Here is a 22147-nt window from a genome sequence, read left to right as displayed (position 1 = left end):
TGATGACAGACCCTACCAACCAGTGACATCCCAAATGTATATAGTTTCTTTGTCCGCTGAAAGTATACGTTTACCGTTTGCGCTAAATTGACAATTGATAATGCCTTTGTTATGTGTATCAAGAGTAAGAAGAGGTAAATAGTTATGAGGTTTTATATCTTTTACACTGTTAAAATCAACATTCCATAACAATAATTGCTTGTCATTTCCTCCAGAAATAAGTCTTTTGCCATCTGGACTAAATGATGAGCACAATACTTCTTGGTAGTGTCCGCGCAGCACAATTCTATTATTTCTTTCAAAACGTTTCGTTTTTTCGTTTAGAAAATATACCATAACTGTTTTTTTCTCAGAGCAAACAGCTAGTTTTTTGCCATCACGACTATAAGTGCAGTGTGTAATACGTGGTTTTCTTTTAAGGTCTTCCTCTATATATAAACTGTAGTCTAGAACTCGTTTTTCAGGATCAAGAAATAGTATTTCGTAAGATTCACTAGCAATAGCTATTTGTTTGCCATCTGTTCTATAGGTAATATGGCGTCCATCTGGATTTCTAACTTTGTTTTTTAATAACTCTCGTATTTTTTTGCGAAATACTAAATTTAATTTTTTATTTTGCATCTGCCATATGAAAATAATATTTTTACCTGTGGCAGCAATCTCGTTAGGATTTATAGGGGAGAATCGACATTTAGTGACACTTCTTGTTTCTGTTTCTTTCGCTTCAATTACCTCGTCGCTAACTATATCAGAAACCGTTAGCAAGCTTTTTTGTCCTGTGCTGACTCTATACTTACCAGAAATATCTCCATCAGTAACCGGGTCTAATCGCAACAGTTCTTTAAAATTTTCACGAGTAACTTTTTCGGGAACTTTAATATGTTTCTCAGGAATATTAAAAACACTAACCTTGTTGTACTCGCCAAAAAGAATTTGAGCATCTTGTTTGACAAATTTAGCAAAAGAAATGTATTTATTATTCTCACTGCGATTTAGTTTAATAGGACGTTGGTAATTTAAATTCCATAACTGAACAATTCCTTCTATTGAAAGTGTTATAAGATCCCTGCCATTATTATGTAGAGCAATTTGAGTTATGTTTTTGTCATTAAACAAAGACTTTACAAGCGTTTTTGTTTTTAAGTCCCATATACTTAATATATTATTGTCTGTAACAAATAATCGTTGTTGAAATATTTTTGTACTGGTAAACTCTTGTTTTGCAGTTAGTGAAAAAATAGGAAGCGCATTTTTTGTGGTAAGATCGCGTATTTTCCATACATGTAACTGTTTTTCTCCACACAGAACAATTACTTGGTTCTTACCCAGGCGACCAATATGACAATCAACAACGTCAAGGATTGGCAAAGATCGAACAGAAAATTTCTTATCTGTTTTTATATCCCAAATAGTAACAACTCCATTTGCTAGAACAGCAAGAACCTTGGTGTCGTTATCAAGAAAACAACAAAGTTCTATGCGTCGAGGCGTGGGAAAACTTTTTATTTTCTTACCTGTTTTTACACTCCAAAGTTTAACTTCATCATCGTTACCTCCCGAAACGACGTACTTACCATTTTGCGAAAACCGACAACAATTAATTTCATCGACGTGGCTAATAGGCCTGCCATTTTTGGCATCACGTCCATCTTCAAAGTATTTTAGTAAAGATTTTGTTTTTACAGACCACAAACGCAGTATTAGGTCTTCTCCACCAGACAGTAAATATTCTCCGTTATTTGTAAAATCACAAAACTTTGCTTTATGGGTAATTTTTAATCTATAAAATTTATTAGTGGTAATATCAATAAGAGCAAGATAGCCAGCATTCATTCCTCCTCCACATACCGCAACGTATTTTTGATAACGCCCTTTACCAAAAGCGCAAAATGAATTTCCACTACCTCTAGCTAAAATTTTAAAATTAAGTCCTAATGTTGCATCGCGAATCCAACCCCACTCCCAGTTTTTAAGCCCCTGAATATACGAAGTAACCGAAGAATCATCTTTTTGACTTTCTATCTGCGTTTTGATGCTATTTATATTGTCTTTTTTCAAATACTCATTAAACAAGGTTACAGTTAAATCATAACGGCTTTTGTGCGCTTTTTTTGTTTGATCTTGTGCTATCTTTGTTTGATCTTGTGCTATCTTTGTTTGTTTTTGTGCTTTAACAAAGTTTTCATGCGCTATTTTTGTTTGTTTTTGCGCCGCCCGTCCTAGTATGGCAGACAGTATTAATAAAAATGTTATTACTAAAAAAATAAAGGATGGCAGTTTGTTATTGCGAATCCATTTACGAGTTCGCTCCATGCGAGTTGGTGGACGGGCAATAATAGGTTTACCACATAAATAGTTAGTTATGTCATCAGCAAATTCTTTGGCTGTCGCGTATCGATAATGCATTTTTTTTTCTAAGCATTTCAAACAAATAGCTTCGAGTTGCGGAGGAATATCGGGATTAAGTTCCTGTAGCGAAATAGGTTCCTTAGTAGTAATTTGATACATGATATTAAATGCTGTATCTCCTTGAAAAGGAGGTCTGCCTGTCAAGGCTTGGTACAAAGAGGCTCCTAATGAATATACATCTGAACGCCGGTCTACTTTTCCTGTTCCAAGCTGTTCTGGAGGCATAAATACTGGCGTTCCTAAAACATCAGAAGTTTTTGATAAATTACTATCGTCAAACTTTACAAGACCAAAATCCATCACTTTGGGCTGTTTATTTTCGTTAATCATGATATTTGCAGGTTTTATATCGCGATGAATATAGCCTCTTTTATGAATAAAGTGAATTGCTAGTGCTGTATCGCGCATAACTTCAAGCCGCTTTTTTAAATCCATTGTGTTTTGCAGAATATGATCCAAAAAAGTTTGTCCAGAAATATATTCCATTGTCAAAAACATCTGTGGCAATTCACCGACTTCATATACTTTTATAATATTAGAATGTTCTAATTGCGCCATAGCTTCTGCTTCACGACGAAATCGTTCTTGTTGCACTTCTGAAACTTGTTTCGAGAGTAGTAGTTTAAGAGCAACCGTTCTTTTTAGCTTGGTATCATAAACTTTATAAACAACTCCCATACCTCCACGGCCTAATTCTTTACCAATGTTGTAATGATTAAATGTTTTGTCACCAGGTTTAAATTGCTTTGTTTGATCGGGAACAACAATTTCCGGCGAAGTTCCTGCACTTATGCCAGTTTTATGTGATGCAATAGCACTTATCGGTGGTCTGGAAGAGACAACATTAGGTGATTCTTCGTTTGATCCAATAGCACTTATCGATGATCTGGGTGCAACATTAGCTGATTCTTCGTTTGACCCAATAACGCTTATCGGTGGTTTGGGTGAAGAGGTATTCGAATTGGCATTAGAAACTCGATTATTATTCAATTCATTGGAACTACTAGGTGAATTTAATGGTGGAATTGTCGACGTTCTAAATTTGTATTCCACTTCAATGTCTTGCATTTGCTGCGTAGAAAGTGATTTACTTTGCAATAATATTTGTGGCAAAGATACTGAATATCCTTGTTGCGAATATTGATTTTTTAGCAGTAGCGCTTTCTCAACCATTGCTTGGGTTATATAGTTTTTTCTAATAGCAATTTGAGCAAAAAGTTTTTCTTGTGGAGTCATCAATTCACCTATAGAGCCAATTAAATATTTATAAGTTTATGTCAGCTTATGATGTAGGCATTTGTAATGCCTACATCATAATTCAAAACAATGCTATTTGCAGTGCTCTTTTTCCCATTCTAACATACGTTTTTCGCGTTCGTGTGCTGGAGGATGTGTACCATTACAACTGTGCCATAGTGATAAGTTGTTTACCGGTGCAATGTGGCGAATTTGGTGGAAAAAGTCTTTACCATTTTTGCAACCATTACTATTCAATAAGTATGTATCAGCCTGAGTTTCCTTACGACGACTGATAAATAACATCATAAAAGTAATTGGGTATAGTAACATTGTATTAAAAATACTTTGTCCCCAATATAGAAGTAGCTGCTGAGATGTTCCTTCTTTAAAAAGAACATAATTAGATGGATCAGCTGAAAATAAATGGTATACAGCAATAGTCACTGCCGAAGAAATGAGAATCCCCATAGTGATTCCTTTTTCAACATGGCGATGTTTAATATGACCAACCTCATGAGAGGTAATCGCTTCGATGGTGTCTTCACTTAACTGTAGAGTGTACTCAGGATTTGTAGGATCTTTGTAACCCTGTATTAACTCTTCGGTAATAACAATTTGTTTATAACCAAGTAAACTTGTGGCGAAAGCATTTGGCCCCATATTCATGCGTAAGACACCTACTTCACTGTCGCGCATACCATGCTCTTTCAAGTACTTTTGCATGTTCTTTTTGAAATTGTCACTTAATCCTGGATACTCTAGATAAGGAATTGCTGCTTTTTTAATAGAATAAATGAACAGTCCTACCTGTATTAATTGCGAAATCACAATAAAGAAAACGCTTCCGATCCAACCATTCACTTGGAAATAATCCCAAAAAAAGTATGCAGGAACGCTCCAAGAAACAATTCCCCAAAAGTGGAAGGCCATATTTCCTGGTTGTAATGTCTTTTCATTTTGAAAAGCGCGACAGGCATATGGGCGCACAGGCGTCCATAGAGGGAAAAGTTTTGATAACATCAAGTTTAATAGAAAACTCAGTCCCATAAGAATCATGTAGACATAACCATCAGTGATTCCTTTTTGGTTGCACCAGTGCACTAGAAAAGGAATTGAGGTGATAAAAACAAGTTGTCCCCCCCAAGATGATGCACCTTTCCATATTGTTTTCATTGAACGACTACTTTTACGCCGTTTTTTATCTTTAAAAGCATCGTCTGTTATTTTTATATCGTCAGGTTTTGGAAACTTATTTGTATGTAAATATTGAAGAAAATCGACTAAGCGATAAATAACAAAACTGGTAACACCAAATATGACCAGTGCGGTCAGCCATTTGTACTGCAAAACTACAGTCCAAACATTTTGTAAAGTTTCGAAAAACTCCATTACAATCTCCTATTTTGTGCGTACAGATTTCCAAAGTTTTATTTGCCATTTTACATTGACAGTTGCAACTAAGTTATTTTCGGAATCATGGATTGGTACTTCCATTGTAGTAAAAATCGCATCTTTGCTTTTTAACGGTTCGATAATATTTTTATTTTTTTCTTCGTCTGAAAGGCTTGCTACTGCTGTAATCGAACTTTTTGCTTGGTAGTGATAATCAATTTCTATTCTCGCCATGATTAATCGATATTCGCTAGGATCAAGATTAGAAATTAATAAAACGCCAGAGCAATACTCACCAATCGTTGCGATAGCGCAAGCGTGAATTCCGCGTAGGTGATTTAGATTTTTTTTGCGATATTTAGCGGTCACTTTTACTTCTTCATTTTTTACCTCAGTGATCGTAAATCGATGTGGTTTGTTAAATGGAATAGCGCTCAACATAACTTTATTGAGAACCCACAAATAAAACGTTGAGTTTTTCGCTTTTGTTGTTAGGTTGCGTAAAAGTGCAAAATTTTTGCTCATCTTATTTATTGTCCAATAGTTTTAAAGGCTAGGTAACCGGAATCTAAGTAACTCAAATGTTTTGAGTACCTATTTGTATAGGTACAAAACAATTGTAAGCAAAATAAGCGTAATTGGCAAGATTTTTACTGGGCTACCATCACTCTAAATAGAAGTAACCTGTAGCTTGTTACTTTCCATTTTATTGACTTCAACAACTTGTAATCATTAGCTACTAAGTGCCGATATAAAAAGAGCCAGAGTACAAAAATAATTGAAACAGTTCTGGTTTTAAAAGTAAAATCTTGCTAAAATAATGCATGATTTTTTTACTGGCTAAAGGAGGTCAAAAATTTATGTATAAAGGGTTTATACTGTTCATTGCAGTTCTTGCTTTTACTCTTGCTGACAACAATGACGTACATATCAATAGCTTAAAAGAGCGATATGCTGTTACCATCCAAGGTAACAAAGATATTAAAAAAATTGTGAGCGAAGGTATTGAATTAGATTGTGCTACTTGCCGTAATAATAAACTGCAAGTTTACGCAACGCCTTATCAAGTTGGTTTACTAAAAACAAAGGGTTATCAAGTTGTAGCAAATCCGGTTGTTATTGGTAAAAATACCCGCGATGCGGCATATCATACCTATGAAACGCTAACAGCAGAGTTACAAAAATTAGCAGCAGATCACAGTGATATAGCGCAATTACACACTATCGGAAAAAGTGTAGAAGGACGCGAACTGTGGGTTATCAAAATATCTGATAACGTTACTGAAAATGAAGCAGAACCAGAGTTTAAATATATTTCCAGCATGCACGGAGATGAGGTAGTTGGAAAAGAATTAATGATGTATCTCATTAATGATATTCTTAACAACTATGGTAAACGCGATGATATTACTCGCTTGGTAAATGAAACACAAATTTGGATTATGCCAAGCATGAATCCAGACGGCACAGAAAGTCACAGACGTTATAATGCTGACTGGGTTGATTTAAATCGTAATTTTCCTGATGTAGAGGATGATAAAAAAAATAACCCTGATGGTCGTGCTACAGAAACACAACTGCTTATGCATTTTAATCAAAAACATAACTTTGTATTGTCGATTAACTTTCATGGTGGAGCTGTTGTAGTGAATTACCCTTGGGATACTAAATCAGGTGACGCACCTTATGTTGATTTGGTTAAATACCTAAGCTTAGGTTATTCTTCTCGCAATCAACCTATGTATAATTCTAGCTCATTTCCGCAAGGAATTACCAACGGCTACAATTGGTACGAAGTAGACGGTGGTATGCAAGACTGGAACTATCACTGGTATGGAACTCTTGAATTGACTCTTGAAGTTTCCGATGTAAAATGGCCAGATGCAAGCGAACTAGCCGGCTACTGGAAAGATAATCAACAATCGCTACTGTGGTATATGTCACAAACACATAAAGGTGTAAAAGGTATTGTCACAGATGCTGCAACAGGTGAAAAATTAAAAGCGTCGGTTACTGTTGACGGTCTTAATACTACGATTAGAAGTAGTCAACTACATGGTGATTACTATCGCGTTCTACTACCTGGTACATATGATTTGCAATTTTCTGCACCAGGCTACGAAACAAAAATTATTCGCGGCGTAGAGGTTGCTGATAAAGAATTTGCAGCAACTATTTTAGATGTCAAACTGACAAAAGAGTAAACTTCTCTTGACCTACAAAAAGAGTAACTGTCTTGTACAGTTGCTCTTTTTTTTTACTTTAGGGTGTGATCGTATCCTAATCTTTGACCAGGAATGTTATGCATTGGAAAAAATTGCGGATTGTTGTTCTTTGTTTATGTCTTACAACAACAATAAATTACATATCTTATAGCTGGGATATGCTTTATGTTGATGAAAACTGGGAAGAATATCGCCAACAGCTTTTGTACGACGGTTTATTTGCTATACAAAACCGTTTCTTTGATTTAGAAAAAAAACTACGCAATAATTTAGATAATCTATTAAAAAAAACTCAGCTAAAAGAATCTTTCAAAGAATACACAAAAGCTCGATCTCAACGAGAAAAAGAACTAAAGAAAACCGCGATTTTCGAACAACTTTTTCGCAAAGATATGAGTAGAACTATACAACCTTACGGCGTTGCTGTTTTTGCAGCATACAAAAACGAGCCACTCGTTGCGTGGAAAAACTGGTCAATCGACTTGCCTTTCCCAGTATTGAACCAGGCATTATCAGGAGTTCGTACATCTTACATTCTTTATAGCCAGGAAAAAATTTATACTGTACTATGTTGTTTTATTCCTGTCTTTAGTGATGGAAAGTGTATTGGATCTTTTGCCATATCAACACGATTAAACACACGCTATTTATTATCATCCCACTACATAAAGTCACAAGATTTTACAGAAAACGATTTAGAAGAAGATCTCTCTAGCAAACATATCCAAGAAATTGCAGTTCATTTCACACAAAAAACAGATCTTTTTGAAGAAGGTTTGCAACAACCATTTTTTAATTTAAATATGGAACATATGGGCTGGGTAATTTTAGTTCCGATGACAAAAGAAACAGTACTTGAAAATATATATAAAAATGGAAGCGCTAAACAAAATGCTTTGTGGGGATGTTTCCTATTTATTTTTCTACTTATGTTCTTATATAAGATTTATTATAGCTCAGTAAAAAACTACCAAAAAATGCTATTTTCCATAATGATAATGTTTGTAACACGTTATATATTTTCAATAATTATTTTTCCTGTAGGGCTTTTTGAATTACTTAACTTTCCTATAGAATTTTGCTCTGGCTCAACAGTTATCTTTTCCTCGCAAATATATCCTTTTGAATTGAGTAAAACACCCGTAGATTTTTTAATCACAAATTTGTTTTTCTTTATTGTTCTAAGGTCAACCCAAGAATATTGGAAACAACGCATTTGTATAAATAAACTAACAACAAGTAGCATATTTAAAATATTTTTACTGTGTTTATTTTGTATAATATTTACAGGGTCTTATTATTTTTTGCATACAGCAACGCGCTCTATTGTTGAAGATTCGAGTATAAAATTTATAATCAATGATGAAATAATACCTTCATCTCCACAAATTTTGCTCATGCTTTCAGTTATTTTTTTAGGCTTGGCTCTCGTTCTTTTTAATGCACTACTCATTCGCTCTTCTATATGTCTATATGAAGGCTGGGATAAATATTACTTATTTGTTCCTCTTCCTTTTGTTTGCTTTTACAGTATTCTTCCTGTCACGAATAACTTTTATTTACTTATGTCATATATGGGTGGGGCCATTTCTTTTTGTTGGGCAGTGTTACTTCTTGTTTTTTATTTTCCCAAAGTACAGACAATTAGACGCATCGTTATTTTGTTTTTTGTGTGTTTAACAGTGTATCCAATAATGTACTATGAAAGCAAAGCGACAATACGCGACAGTATTTCTAGTAAACAAGAAGAGAAAGCAGAAATAGCATCTAACTATAAAAGCAAAGACTTTATAGAGCAGATACTTGACAACCAACTATGGTTTAACAAAGAACTTATTAAATCGATAGAATCATTTAACAACGATGCTGCATTTTTACTGTGGGCTAACAATACAATTCTCAATAGCTATTTTCGAAATATTTACATCTCAGTATATGTAAAAGTACCACAACCACTTCCATTAGGGCTTGATACTAATCGCTTTTTTTATTGGGGAGATGACGAACTTTACTACGAACTATCGTCCTTTTCATCTGGTGTAGCTAAAGAGCAGTGGTACGAAGCGATGATAAAAAAAGATTTGCCTCATGATAGACTATTTGTTTTAGCTGGTGTAAGTGGCTATGGTTATTCTACTCAAGAAAAAAAATCGCTTCTCACTTTAGGTGGAAAGCCTATTTTTAACGGAGAAGAGATTATTGGTTATGTCGCTATTTTAACTATGTACGAAAAAATTAGCCAGATGCACACCAACTATCTTGCTTATGGATTTTCTCAAGAAAGTATACGCGACTCATTGTTACGAGCTTATTTTGATAAAGAAAAACTCATAGAAACAAGTATTCCTTACATGACAAAAACGTTTAGTCCTCCGCAAATTGTTTTAGAAAATGTAGGCAAAGACAATAAAAGTGTATGGCTAACGCAAAACATAGAAAATACTCCTTACGATTGTTTCTATTTTCCTCATGAAATTCAACTACCATATTATGATGAAAACGATGACAAGCTACCAAAGTATCAAGTCCGAAAAATTATCGGTTTAATTGGTTATCCTGTGCCATCAATCATCTTTATGATTTTTTACTTCCTGCAACTGTTTTTCTCAGGACTCATCTTTGTAATTATGCCTAATTTTTTATGGAATGGTGCTCACACAATTACTAAAGAAAATAAGTTTCGCAACCTACTTTCTTTTGAAAGAAAGCTTCTTATTAGCTTCTTCACTATTTCAGGCATACCAGTTTTACTTCTAGGGATTTTTAGCCGCGAAAATGCAGTACAAAAAGTCCACGAAAACTATCGACATACTTTGACCAACTATCTTGATGGCGCTTACACTGCGATGGAAGAAGAAGATTATTTGTTGCAGCCATTTGCTGAGAATGGCAATATTATTTCCTATAACCTCGGTAGTAAATTTTGCGAGCAGTGGCATAAGGAAAATAGGCAAATTCTCAATGTATACATGCGTAATAAAATTTTTGTCTCTAATGGGCGAGATTTTTTTCAAACAGAGTTGTTAAATGAGAGATTACCTGGGGAAATATACTATAATTTGATTTTGTTAAAAAGAGAAACATTCATACATAGCCAAGATACTGGGTTTATTGTTGGTTACAAGGCCGCTTTTTTTCACGACAATGCGCGCCTACAAAATTTGATACTATCGATTCCCATGGTCTACGAAAAATCACGCGTAGAGAAAGAAATAACCTCTATTTTAATCAATATTATTACCATCTATGTGATATGTTTACTCGTTATTATTGTTGCAGCGTTTCTTTTGATCAATCATATAGTGCGACCTCTTCGCAAGCTAATTTCTGGAATTAAGCGCGTTTCTACAGGTGATTTGACTGTCGAAATTCCACGAAGTTCTAACGATGAAATTGGTGACCTAATTTTAGCATTTAATCATATGACAAAAGACCTAGAAATCAGTCGCCATAAACTTGTACAAGCAGAAAAAAATGCTGCTTGGCGCGAAATGTCGCGACAAATTGCTCACGAAATCAAGAATCCACTTACACCAATGAGGTTGTCTGCTCAACATATATTACGTGCATATGACGACAAAGCAAAACAATTTCCAATCATTCTCGATAGAGGTATGTCAAATATTATCGAAGCTATAGACTCTTTAGCAAAGACCGCAACAAGTTTTTCAGAATTTGCTAAGTTCACTAAGCCAAATTTAGAAATGTGTGACTTAGAAGAAATTTTAGTAACGTGCGTCAACTTATTCGAAGAATATAAAGAACGGGATATTAATATACAACTTCACTTGCAAAATGAAATACCGCAAGTTTTTGTTGATCCACATCAAACCAAACGTGCTTTTATCAATCTAATAACCAACGCAATTCACGCAATGGAAGACAGCGAATCTGGTGGACAGATAGACGTAATTTGCTATTATGAACAGCAAAAACAGATCGACTATGTAATGATAAAAGTAGAAGATAATGGTTGCGGTGTTCCCGACCACATCAAAGAACGCTTGTTTGAACCAAACTTTTCAACCAAAAGTTATGGAAGTGGCTTAGGACTTGCAATTACCAAAAGATCCATTGAAAATATGCACGGCAGGATTAGTATCGAAAGTAAAGAAAATGTAGGAACAACAGTATATGTTCAATTACCAATAAAACACTCTTAGAAAGAAGGTTATATGGCAAAGCAGTGCCTATACTGTGGGATTACAGATGAAATAATTCCTATAATATTTATTAATGGTGTATGCAAAAAATGCATTCGCATTCAGTGCTTTCAAATGATTAGTGACGGATTGTTTCAACAAACAATAGAACAAGATATTCAATATGCAGAGTGTATGCTACAAGTAGCAAAAGAATTTAAAGAGCGCAACCCTCATGAGTACCAAAAAATGGCAGAAAAAGTACGGCAAAATTTTGAAGAGTACATGGAACTACTATTATGGTAAATACACAAATATATAAAAAGATTTTTCAAGTAACGCTATTAACTATTGGTATTATCTCTTTTCTCATGATGATTGTTTTATTTTTTTATACGCAGAACAACGCTCGCGTTTTATACCGATTTAAAAAACACGGAGTTAAAGTTACAGGATCTGTTGTTGCAAAACAACAACATCGTATTTTTTCTATCTACACAAGCTACTTAGTAACAGTAGAGTATAAGAAGAAAGATCAACAACAACAAATGGTTGTAAGCCGCTTCATTTCGCCGAAAGTGTACAATAATATTCAAAAAAATGGAGTAATAAAAATATTGTACAATCCAAAAAATATGGAAGCGATTTTACTTGCAAGTACCGACAAAAAGAATTTGAGGCTCACAGATAAAAAAACAATAGTATACATACTACTAATTTTGGGGTGTGTGTGCTTTGTTATGCATTCTATGTTAGGTAATATAAAGTTATGACAGACAAAAAAGAAACCCCAGCACAAAAATTTAGTGAAGAAGAGTTTATTAGCCAAGAGAAACAAATTAACTTTCGTTCACAAGTACTCCGTTATCAAGTAACGAGTGGTCGTATACCTTTGAAAAACAAAGAGCAAGAAATAGAAGCGCAAATATTTTTCACATACTACCAAAAAACACCTAGTAACAAGAAGCGTCCTGTTACTTTTGCATTCAACGGTGGACCTGGCTCACCGTCAATATGGTTGCATTTAGGAGCTTTAGGTCCTAAAAGAGTAAAAATGACTGACGAAGGATTTTTCCCTGAGCTTCCTTTCGAATTAATAGATAACGATTTTACATGGCTCGATGAAACCGACTTAGTTTTTGTCGATCCTGTTGGTTGCGGCTATAGCCAAGCAAAAGACAGTAAAACCGAAGAAAAGTTTTTTAATGTTGCAGGTGATATCGAATCGATGGGAGAATTTATTCGTTTGTTTTTAATCCGTTTTCAACGCTGGGGATCACCATTATTTTTAGCAGGGGAGAGTTACGGTGCCTTTCGCGTATCGGGTTTAGCAGGAGATCTTTTTCAAAAAGGTATTACTTTTAACGGAGTTATTCTTATATCAGGCGCTCTGAATTTTTATACTTTGCATATTGGATTAGGTTATCGTTTGCACGATTTACCATACATTTTGATTTTACCTTCGTACACTGCATCTGCTTGGCATCATCGTAAACTAGATGAAAGTTTGCTGCAGCGCGATTTACCAGATCTACTAGACGAGGTAGAGCAGTGGGCAAAAATTGAATACGCCGCAGCACTAATGGAAGGAAGTAATCTATCTGAAGATAAGTATAACAAAATTGTAGATAAATTGTGTTTATACACAGGCTTAAAATCAGATGTTGTGCGCAATGTTGATTTACGTATTCTTCTACAAGACTTTTGTTATAACTTGATGAAGCCAGAAGATAAAATTGTTGGTCGTTTGGATACGCGATTTGTAGGACTAAACGCCTACGAAAATATTGCGGGAACCTTAACTGGAGATCCTAGTTTAGCAAGTATTATTCCACCATTTAGCACTTGTTTTTATCAATATGTAGCTGAAGAGTTAGGATACAAGAGCGACTTGGTTTATCAAAATTTAACAGGTGTTAGTTCGTGGAAATGGGAAACAGGGCATGACGACTCTAGTCAAGCACTTCAAAAAGCAATGAGCCTAAATCCATATATGAAATTATATCTCGGCGTTGGTTACTACGACTTAGCAACACCTTATTTCGCTATGGACTACACCGTTTCTCACATGCGACTAGACAAGACTCGCCAGCAAAATATAACCTATCATAGATATGAAGCCGGACATATGTACTACATAAACAAAAAATCCCTAAGCGATTTTTACAATCACATAGTTGAATTTATACAACAAGCAATGTAGTGTTTTCGGAACCAAGCAGGCTCGAAAAACGAAAGTTAAATTGATGGATGATCAAAAAATACCAGAGTCTATGATAATGGGCGATATTCCTTCTAATAATACGCATCAAAAATCATTTGCGCAACAGTTAGAATTTAGCATCTCTCCAAATTCGGTTATTGGACGCTATACTATAATTCAAAAAGTTGGTGAAGGAGGAATGGGCCAAGTTTATAAAGCACAAGATAATATTCTACAACGAACTGTCGCTTTGAAATTCTTAATAACTGGTCAACAAGCTGAAGAAAAAGAAATAAAAAGATTATTAAGAGAAGCAGAGGCAGCAGCAAAGTTACAACATCCAAATATTGTTTCTCTTTATAATCATTCCTCTATATTTCTATAGTCATTTCGGAAATTCTCGGAAACATTCGAAGGACCTTCGAGGAAAATTTTTTGCTATATGTTTCTGCATTACAAGTACCTAACCAACAAGATCAAGAGAAGCCATGTAAGGAACTTGTAAGTTTTTTTGGGACATTGACTTGCGTATTCGATTTTTTTGAGTCTTTGCGAATTACAAATGCCTGCGATTTCTTCCTAAATCGCAGGCATTTGTTTGAGTTTAGATCATTTTTAAAGCAATGATACGTCATAGTTTGAGATATTCAACAGCATAAATCTTACTCATTCCACCATGACCTATTTCACGAATAAACCTATATCTCGTTATTCTGATGTCAGATTTAGGTTTTATACTAAACACTTTAAGATATAGAAGTTTTATTCTAAATAAGAATGGCCTAATTATATAGTAGATGGTAAAGTTGTATACTGTATCGTAAAAGTCTTCCATGTAAATAAACCTAATGACAGAGCTTCGAATAAAGTAAAATTTATACAAAGTTTTATAATAGATATTACTCTCCACAGTGCAATTACTTAACTTTACTAATTTTATGAAGCAGAGAGATATTCATCATTGTTCAAGCCCATTAATTATGTCATTCAGCTGGAAAAATAATATGTCTGAAAATAATAATATTAGTGCTAATTGTAAAACACAAAAAACACAAATGGCAAATAGCTTTGATTTATCAAAATCAGTTACCTCGCCAAACCAAATAAACTATGGCAAAACACTACAGCCTGGCCAAAATTTTGGGCGTTATGTAATCCAAGAGGAACTTGGTAGTGGAGGAATGGGCATTGTTTACAAAGCTTATGACCAAAAACTACAGCGAACTGTAGCCTTGAAAATCTTACAGCAATTACGAGATATAGATGCCAATAGATTGCGTACCGAGTCTTTAGCAATGGCGCAACTCAATCATCCTAATATTATTCGACTTTATGAGTTTGTAATCTCGCCACTACCACATATCACGATGGAGTATATTGAAGGCCGCAATCTTCAAGATCTAATAAAACAAAAAAAAATAAAACCGTTATTTTTAATCAATCTTATGATTGCTATCTGCGATGCACTCGCTCATGCTCATAAAAATGGTATTTGGCACCGTGATTTAAAGCCTTCTAATATTATGATTACTAAAAGCGGTGAACCAAAAGTAATGGATTTTGGGTTAGCAAAAATAATTGACTCAGAACAAGAATTATCTACTTCAGGGCAAGTTGTGGGAACAATTCTTTATGCTGCTCCAGAACAATTAAAACAAAAAGTTAGTAACAAAAGTGATATTTATTCTATTGGAGCAACGATATACGAAGCTTTGACTTATCAACCGGTACACGAAGGGGATACTTTTTACAATTTGTATTTTCAAATACAAAATGATGATCCCATTCCTCCTCGGCAATTAAACCCTGAGATCTCTCCTTATCTTGAAGCTATATGTCTAAAATGTTTATCAAAGAAAGAGAAAAAACGCTATAACGATTTTCAACAACTAAAACGCGAGTTAAAAAATCTAAAAAATAACAAGCCTATACTGGCAAAGAAATATACTTACTGGGATAGTTTAAAAAACATTGGTCGACGCCATAAAACATTGTGTATTAGTATAACTACCGTAGTCTCTATTTTGACGCTATCTTTCATTGTAACATTCTATACTTTACAGCAAGTTAAAGAAGAAAAAAAACAACTCGCTTCTTTAGCAAAAGCAATGATGGAATTTACTAAGAACATCCAAGAAAATAATAACTACAATCACATACTTTCTGATCCAAAAATTGTAAAACCTTTAGCTGAATTCTTCAATCAATCGAAGAAAATGAAAAACACAAAACAATACAAATTTTTAAGAGGAATTATTTTTAGTCAAGATAGTAGGTTCAGAAAGCATGCCATTGAAGAATACACAGCACAAATCAAACAAGAACCTCGCAACAAAATAGCGTACAATAATAGAGCTTATACATATAGCCTTCTAGGAAGACATAAAGAAGCAATAAATGATTGCACAAAAGCGATTTCTTTGGACCCTAAATTTCTAGATGCTTATGACAACAGAGCACGTGCATATATTGGTTTTCAACAATATTCCAAAGCCTTAGATGACTGCAATACCGCTATTTCTTCAAATCCTAAATTTACCAAAGCGTATGTACGTAGAGCGTATATATATAATGCTTTAAAACAATACTCCAAGGCGTTAAATGATTGTAATACAGCTATTTCTTTAGGCACTAAAAAAATAATAATATATGCTTATAGAGCCTATTCATATAATGCCTTAAAACAATACCCTAAGGCTTTAAATGACTACAATACCGTTATTTCTTTAGGTTCTCAAGATTATAAAGATTATAACAACCGAGGAGATTTATACCTTATATTTAACGAGCATCAAAAAGCTTTACAAGACTACAAAACAGTAATTTCTCTCAATCAAAAAAGTTATGTCACTTATAACAAGATAGGAAATTTGTATAGCCATGCGAAAAAATACAACAAAGCTATCAATCACTATAGCCAAGCAATAGTTTTAAATTCTAGATATGCAAATGCTTACTCAAATAGAGGCCTTAACTATGCTTTATTACAAGAGTATAAAAAAGCTCTCGATGATTTTAATAAAGCCATTCTATTAGATCCACAATTCAGTAATGCTTATGCTAACAGAGGAGATGTGTATAATCATTTAACGAAATATAAAAAAGCCTTAGATGATTTTACAAAAGCACTATCACTTGGATTGAAGAATTGGAAAGTATATTATTCTCGCGGCGGTGTATATTTTAACCTTAAGATGTACTCTTTGGCTATAAAAGATTGGGAGGAAGCGATTATCCAAAATTATCCACAACCAAATAAATTAAAACCACTAATACTACGAGCACAAAAAAAACTGAAATAATTTTATAGAAGTTGCACTTTTCAACTTCTATATCAGTACTATTCATTAACTCTATAACTAAATCTTTTATTTGTGAATTGCTTTTTTTAATACTTCAATAACTTCTTGAGAATTATGCTGTTTGGCGCAATCTAAAACCGTTTTACCTTCTTTATTACTAATGTCGATATCAGCTTTGGCGGCTATTAGTATTTCAACTATTTCCTTATGTCGATTTAGCGCTGCGTACATAATAGCTGTATTTCCATAACTATCCTTGGTATCAACGTTAGCTCCATGATAAAGTAAAGTTTCAACTATCCTTGTACGCCCGTATCCTGCAGCATGAATAAGAGCTGTACTGTTGAACTGGTTCTTCATATTAATGTCAGTTTTAGCAGCGATAAGTATATCAACTATTTCCTTATGTCCTTTTACTGAGGCTCGCATCAAGGCAGAATACTTATGTCCAACATTAACATCCGCTTTAGAAGAAATCAGAATTTTAACTACTTTTTTATGTCCTTTCCCCGCTGCTGCTATCAAAGCTGTGTTATTGTAATGGTCTTTATCGTTCACTTTCGCTTTCGCAGCAATCAAAATTTTAACTACTTTTTGATAACCTCTAACAGAAGCTTCTATTAAAGCTGTTGTTCGACCTTTAACATTAACATCAACTTTAGCAGCGATAAGTATATCAACTATTTCTTTATGTTCATTTTCTATTGCGACAATCAAAGCCGTTTTTCCAAGTCTAGTGGCATCTTTAACATTAACATTCGCTTTAGCAGCAATCAATATGTTGACTATTTCTTTGTGACCATTCCTAGCCGCCATTATCAAAGCAGTACGTCCATAATGATTTGTTGAATTAACGTTAGCTTTAGCGGTAATTAAAATCTCAACTATTTCTTTATGTCCATTTTTCGCTGCCAACACTAAAGCAGTATCGACCTGTTTAGCTTTAGTAGTAATTAAAATCTCAACTATTTCTTTGTGTCCATTTTTCGCTGCCAACACTAAAGCAGTATCGACTTGTTTAGCTTTAGCAGTAATTAAAATCTCAACTATTTCCTTATGGCCATTTTCTGCCGCTGATGTTAAAGCAGTGTCTTGATATTGAGCTTGTGCATTTATATTCGCTTTAGCAGCAATCAAAGTAGTGACAATTTCTTTGTAACCATTTTTGGCTGCCAATATTAAAGCAGTAGTTCTAGCTGTAGCATTAACATTAGCCTTGGCCATGAGTAACATATCAATGATTTCCTTGTGGCCATTTTCCGCTGCTAACATCAAAGCAGTGTATCCATATTGATCTGTAGCATTAACATTAGATTTCGCTGTGATCAAAATAGCAACAATTTCTTTGTAGTTCTTTTGCGTTGCTAATACAAGAGCTTTATCAAAAGTAAAAGATTCTATAATCGGTAGAAGAGTTTTAACTTTTTCAAAATTTCCTTCTCTAACATCTTGTAAAAAATCATTGTTTTTGTCTGCTTTTGCTTCATTATTGAGAAACAAACAAATAATAAAAAGTAAGAATAAACTTTTATTCATAGACTCCTCCGATTAATAGCCTCAAATAGATCCTAAGCTACATCTGACCAAATAAGGTGTACAACTGATCCTAACGCACTCAATATTTATATTTTATTTTGCAATATGTATTAGATATGTTCTACTTTTGTTTATTGTAGTATACAACAAACAAGATCATTTATTACTGCCGATTTTTGAGATTTACTACAACGTACCAAAACCATAAAATATCATAAAATTTGTTTCTGCAAACTAGATGATTTTCCAATAACGGAAATATCCACTTTGGTAAGATATCGCGGCGAATTAAGTTTAGGAATTTTTTTCACTCATTTTATTAAAAAACAATGAAGGTATTGGAGAATAAATGGAAAAACAGATTATCGAGAAAATGAAATACGTTTTTAAACAACATTTTGTAGATTTCAAAGACTTCAATAACCCAGGACAATTATTTTACGAAACAGAAGAGAATTACAAAAGAGAAGCGTCTAAAGATTTAAGAAACCTTTTTGCTCCTTATGTCGAAAAAAATAAGGTAATCGGTGATAATGACGAAGCAAAAAAGCTTATTAAAGATGCGATGGGATTTACTAATTTTTTAAATTGGCGTGACCAACAATACATTGAGAAAACCCTCTTTTCGCAATCAGATTACTGGTTACAGTTTGCTAATTTGGTAGTTGTATGCCTCAAAAGTTTACATACAGCAGAGTGGCCACAGGATTTTAATAGATTACTTTTGTGGCTTAATGAAATTCACTGCAAAGCAAATATCAGTAAGCTTCTCTCTACTTACTTTCTATTTCTCTGGAGCCCAGAAAAACATATTGCTATAAAACCCGATATTTTTGATCGTTTTTTAACTAAACTGGAGAAAAAAAAATTAGGGCGTGGTAAAAATTTAACGATTAGCGAATATCAAAGAGTGCTAGCTATTTTTGATGAAATAAAACAGCAAATTTCTGATTGGAATCCTAAGGATTTCGTACACTTACATACTTTTTATTTTGTTGTTCGAGATTGTGACATTAGTAAAATAAAACTAAGTGATTCTCCTATTGTTAACAATAATGTAGTTCTAAACCGAAATGACATTCCTTTAAACCTAATTTTAGCTGGACCACCAGGCACGGGAAAAACACATAAAATTTTAAGTCAGGCAATATTGTTTAAGGAACAACAAGTTACTTTATCAAAAAGCGATTACATGAGTAGTTTAGTGGAGAATCTTACATGGTTTGAAGTTTGCGCACTAGCTTTGATTGTTAGTGAACAACTTTTAAAAGTGAAAGATCTAAAAGAAAGCGATATTGTTCAATCAAAAGTTAGTTATTTAGGAAGAGAAAAAAATATAAATGCTATATTGTGGGCAACACTACAATCTCATACTGTCGAGGAATGCGAATATGTAAAATACAAAAATCGCTCGCAAATATTGGTTTTTGAAAAAAATGAAGAATCTTGTTGGTCATTAGTCAAAAATGCACAAGAAATTATTCCTGATCTTTATGATATAGCCACAGTAATAAAAAACTATCAACCTGAGGTAACTACCATTCAGCGCTATGAATTTGTAACTTTTCATCAATCATATAGTTACGAAGATTTTGTTGAAGGCATCAAGCCAGTAATTTCAAGTGAATTCTCAGAACAAAAAGATATAGGTTATGATATTGTCGATGGTATTTTCAAAAAGATAGTCAAGCGAGCCATCGCAGATCCATATAACAGCTACTCTCTATTTATTGATGAAATTAATCGCGGTAATATTGCTAATATTTTTGGTGAGCTTATCACTGTTATCGAAGCAAATAAAAGAATGACATATTGTGTTAAACAAAAAACGTGGATTAATGGAGTAAGAGTAAAACTTCCTTACTCCCAAAGGCTGTTTGGAGTGCCTGATAACTTGCATATTATTGGAACAATGAATACCGCTGATCGTTCCATTGCTCTACTCGATACAGCTTTACGCAGACGATTTAGCTTTTATGAGTTTTTTCCAAAGCCAGAAATACTAAACCAAAAAATTAGCACTGACGATGGTGAAATTGATCTAGCCAAGATGTTAACTTACATGAATAATAGAATTGAATTCTTATTAGATCGAGACCACACCATTGGTCATGCTTACTTTGTGGATGTAAAAACGTTCGAACAATTAGAACAAGTTTTTCGCAATAAAGTGCTGCCACTATTACAAGAATACTTTTACAACGACTGGCAGAAAATACAAATGATATTAGCTGATCTTGTCGAGGAAAAGGCTTCTGATGGCGAAAACAAAAGCCACGAACAAGCTATTATCGAACATGAAATTTATAAACCCAAGGATATTTTCGGTTACAAAACAGGTGTCTACGAAAGTTGTAGAATTTATCATATTGCTGAGGAGCTTTCTGTAGCTAGTTTTCAGAAAATATATAACAATGAGTAAGTACAAACCACTAGTACTAACTGAATATCAAAAAGCCGACATTGGAGAAAGCTGGAATCCAGAAAAAACAATTATTCCCAATGAATTAGTTTCTAAGCTAGAAATACTCCAAAGACAAACTAAAAGAAAAATATTTAATATATCAAGAAACTCTATTCAGGCATGTAATTTTGTAGGGACACTTGCTGTTGAAAACTACTCTATCGATATTTTACCAAAAATTGATAAAGATAATAACAGTACACGCGCAAATCTCATACACATGCTACAAATTGCAAAAGAAGTTCCTTACTTAGAAGCAGGGCAAGCTTTTTTAGATGAAAACTATACAACAACAATTCTTGATCATTACATGTATCAATATGTAATAAAACTAGCTTTTGAATGGCGCCGCGGTCGGATTTGTGATTACAAAAAAGTGTCGCAAAACAGACATGCTCTACGCGGAAAACTCGAATTAACAGCACATTTACGCAAGAATGCCATTAACAAACATCACTTTTTCACGACAACGGATGTTTTTCAAGAAGATGTAAAGCTTGCACAAATTCTAAAAGCAGCGCTAAAAATATGCCTCGTAGAAAGCTCTTGGCATAATTGCCGTAAAAAGGCCCAAGAATTATGGCAGGAATTTGAACATATTTCGGACGTGGTGATCTCTGAATATCATTTTAAAAACCTAAAAATAAATCGCTTACTACATAGATTCTCTCCTATTATAGAACTTGCCACAATGATTCTCCATGGTAAATCACCAAATCTGTATGGTCGCGCAAAAACTTATAGTCTACTTTTTGATATGAATGTGGTTTTTGAAAGGTACATTGCAAATTTACTACGAAAAGAATGTGATAACGAATTTATTGTAGATACTCAAAATACGGATAAACATTTATTAACGAAGAATAACAAAAGTGAGTTTTCCCTACGTCCAGATATTGTTATTTACAACAATGAAGAAATACGTTGTATCATTGACACAAAGTGGAAACACTTAAATTTGAATAAGCGTAACTACGGTATTTCGCAAAGTGATATGTATCAAATGTACGCCTATGGTAAGATTCACAACTGTAGAAAAGTTATTTTACTATACCCAAAAGTCGATAATAGTGCTTCTATTGTTGCAAAGTATAATGATGATAAAAATCTGTGTATTTATGTTTGTACAGTAGATACTAGATGGGGAAAGCAAAACGTATGCAAATACATTAAGCAATTATTTTGACCCAGTAAAACCTTCTGTAGCTTAAAAAAAATATCAGAGTCAAAATATA

13 protein-coding genes are annotated in these 22147 nt (G+C 33.8%); 9 read left to right on the top strand and 4 right to left on the bottom strand.

Annotated features, from left to right (window positions below; all coding sequences use genetic code 11):
• Nucleotides 1–12 precede the first annotated feature (12 nt).
• The 3 genes from UABHE_RS20270 to UABHE_RS20260 all read right to left on the bottom strand — a co-directional run bounded on the left by UABHE_RS20270 (nucleotide 13) and on the right by UABHE_RS20260 (nucleotide 5565).
• Nucleotides 13–3645 carry a protein kinase gene (locus UABHE_RS20270; protein WP_372365090.1) on the bottom strand — a complete coding sequence of 1211 codons (3633 nt, stop codon included), beginning with the start codon at nucleotides 3643–3645 and terminating at the stop codon, nucleotides 13–15.
• A 93-nt stretch (nucleotides 3646–3738) separates the two neighbouring features.
• Nucleotides 3739–5037 carry a M48 family metallopeptidase gene (locus UABHE_RS20265; protein WP_372365089.1) on the bottom strand — a complete coding sequence of 433 codons (1299 nt, stop codon included), beginning with the start codon at nucleotides 5035–5037 and terminating at the stop codon, nucleotides 3739–3741.
• A 9-nt stretch (nucleotides 5038–5046) separates the two neighbouring features.
• Entirely contained in the window at nucleotides 5047–5565 is a 519-nt protein-coding gene (locus UABHE_RS20260) for a DUF4442 domain-containing protein (RefSeq protein ID WP_372365088.1), read from the bottom strand.
• A gap of 335 nt (nucleotides 5566–5900) precedes the next feature.
• Here UABHE_RS20260 and UABHE_RS20255 point away from each other — a divergent pair, with 335 nt between their 5' ends.
• The 7 genes from UABHE_RS20255 to UABHE_RS20225 all read left to right on the top strand — a co-directional run bounded on the left by UABHE_RS20255 (nucleotide 5901) and on the right by UABHE_RS20225 (nucleotide 16912).
• Nucleotides 5901–7244, top strand: coding sequence for a DUF2817 domain-containing protein (locus UABHE_RS20255; protein WP_372365086.1), 1344 nt, complete (start codon nucleotides 5901–5903; stop codon nucleotides 7242–7244).
• Nucleotides 7245–7342: 98 nt separating this feature from the next.
• Complete coding sequence (locus UABHE_RS20250; RefSeq protein WP_372365085.1) at nucleotides 7343–11428, top strand: PAS domain-containing sensor histidine kinase; 4086 nt, start codon at nucleotides 7343–7345, stop codon at nucleotides 11426–11428.
• A gap of 12 nt (nucleotides 11429–11440) precedes the next feature.
• Nucleotides 11441–11713, top strand: coding sequence for a hypothetical protein (locus UABHE_RS20245; RefSeq protein WP_372365083.1), 273 nt, complete (start codon nucleotides 11441–11443; stop codon nucleotides 11711–11713).
• Entirely contained in the window at nucleotides 11707–12180 is a 474-nt protein-coding gene (locus UABHE_RS20240; protein WP_372365081.1) for a hypothetical protein, read from the top strand. Before UABHE_RS20245 ends, UABHE_RS20240 begins: the two co-directional genes overlap by 7 nt.
• Nucleotides 12177–13610 carry a S10 family peptidase gene (locus UABHE_RS20235; RefSeq protein WP_372365079.1) on the top strand — a complete coding sequence of 478 codons (1434 nt, stop codon included), beginning with the start codon at nucleotides 12177–12179 and terminating at the stop codon, nucleotides 13608–13610. Before UABHE_RS20240 ends, UABHE_RS20235 begins: the two co-directional genes overlap by 4 nt.
• A 43-nt stretch (nucleotides 13611–13653) precedes the next feature.
• Nucleotides 13654–13995 (top strand): protein kinase, encoded by a 342-nt coding sequence (locus tag UABHE_RS20230; RefSeq protein WP_372365078.1) that lies wholly within the window; start codon nucleotides 13654–13656, stop codon nucleotides 13993–13995.
• Nucleotides 13996–14614: 619 nt separating this feature from the next.
• The gene (locus UABHE_RS20225) at nucleotides 14615–16912 is read left to right on the top strand and encodes a tetratricopeptide repeat protein (protein ID WP_372365077.1); all 2298 of its coding nucleotides are present in this window, start codon (nucleotides 14615–14617) and stop codon (nucleotides 16910–16912) included.
• Nucleotides 16913–16978: 66 nt separating this feature from the next.
• Here UABHE_RS20225 and UABHE_RS20220 read toward each other — a convergent pair whose 3' ends face one another.
• On the bottom strand, nucleotides 16979–18448 hold the full coding sequence (locus tag UABHE_RS20220; protein WP_372365075.1) for an ankyrin repeat domain-containing protein: 1470 nt from the start codon (nucleotides 18446–18448) through the stop codon (nucleotides 16979–16981).
• A 349-nt stretch (nucleotides 18449–18797) separates the two neighbouring features.
• On the opposite strand from UABHE_RS20220, the gene UABHE_RS20215 reads away from it, so the two are divergent.
• Entirely contained in the window at nucleotides 18798–20870 is a 2073-nt protein-coding gene (locus UABHE_RS20215) for an AAA family ATPase (RefSeq protein WP_372365074.1), read from the top strand.
• Entirely contained in the window at nucleotides 20863–22098 is a 1236-nt protein-coding gene (locus tag UABHE_RS20210) for an McrC family protein (RefSeq protein WP_372365073.1), read from the top strand. Before UABHE_RS20215 ends, UABHE_RS20210 begins: the two co-directional genes overlap by 8 nt.
• Nucleotides 22099–22147: the final 49 nt, after the last annotated feature.

Origin of the sequence: Candidatus Uabimicrobium helgolandensis (genome assembly GCF_041508025.1) — a bacterium.
Taxonomy (GTDB): domain Bacteria; phylum Planctomycetota; class Uabimicrobiia; order Uabimicrobiales; family Uabimicrobiaceae; genus Uabimicrobium; species Uabimicrobium helgolandensis.
This window is presented reverse-complemented; position numbering and strand designations above follow the sequence as displayed.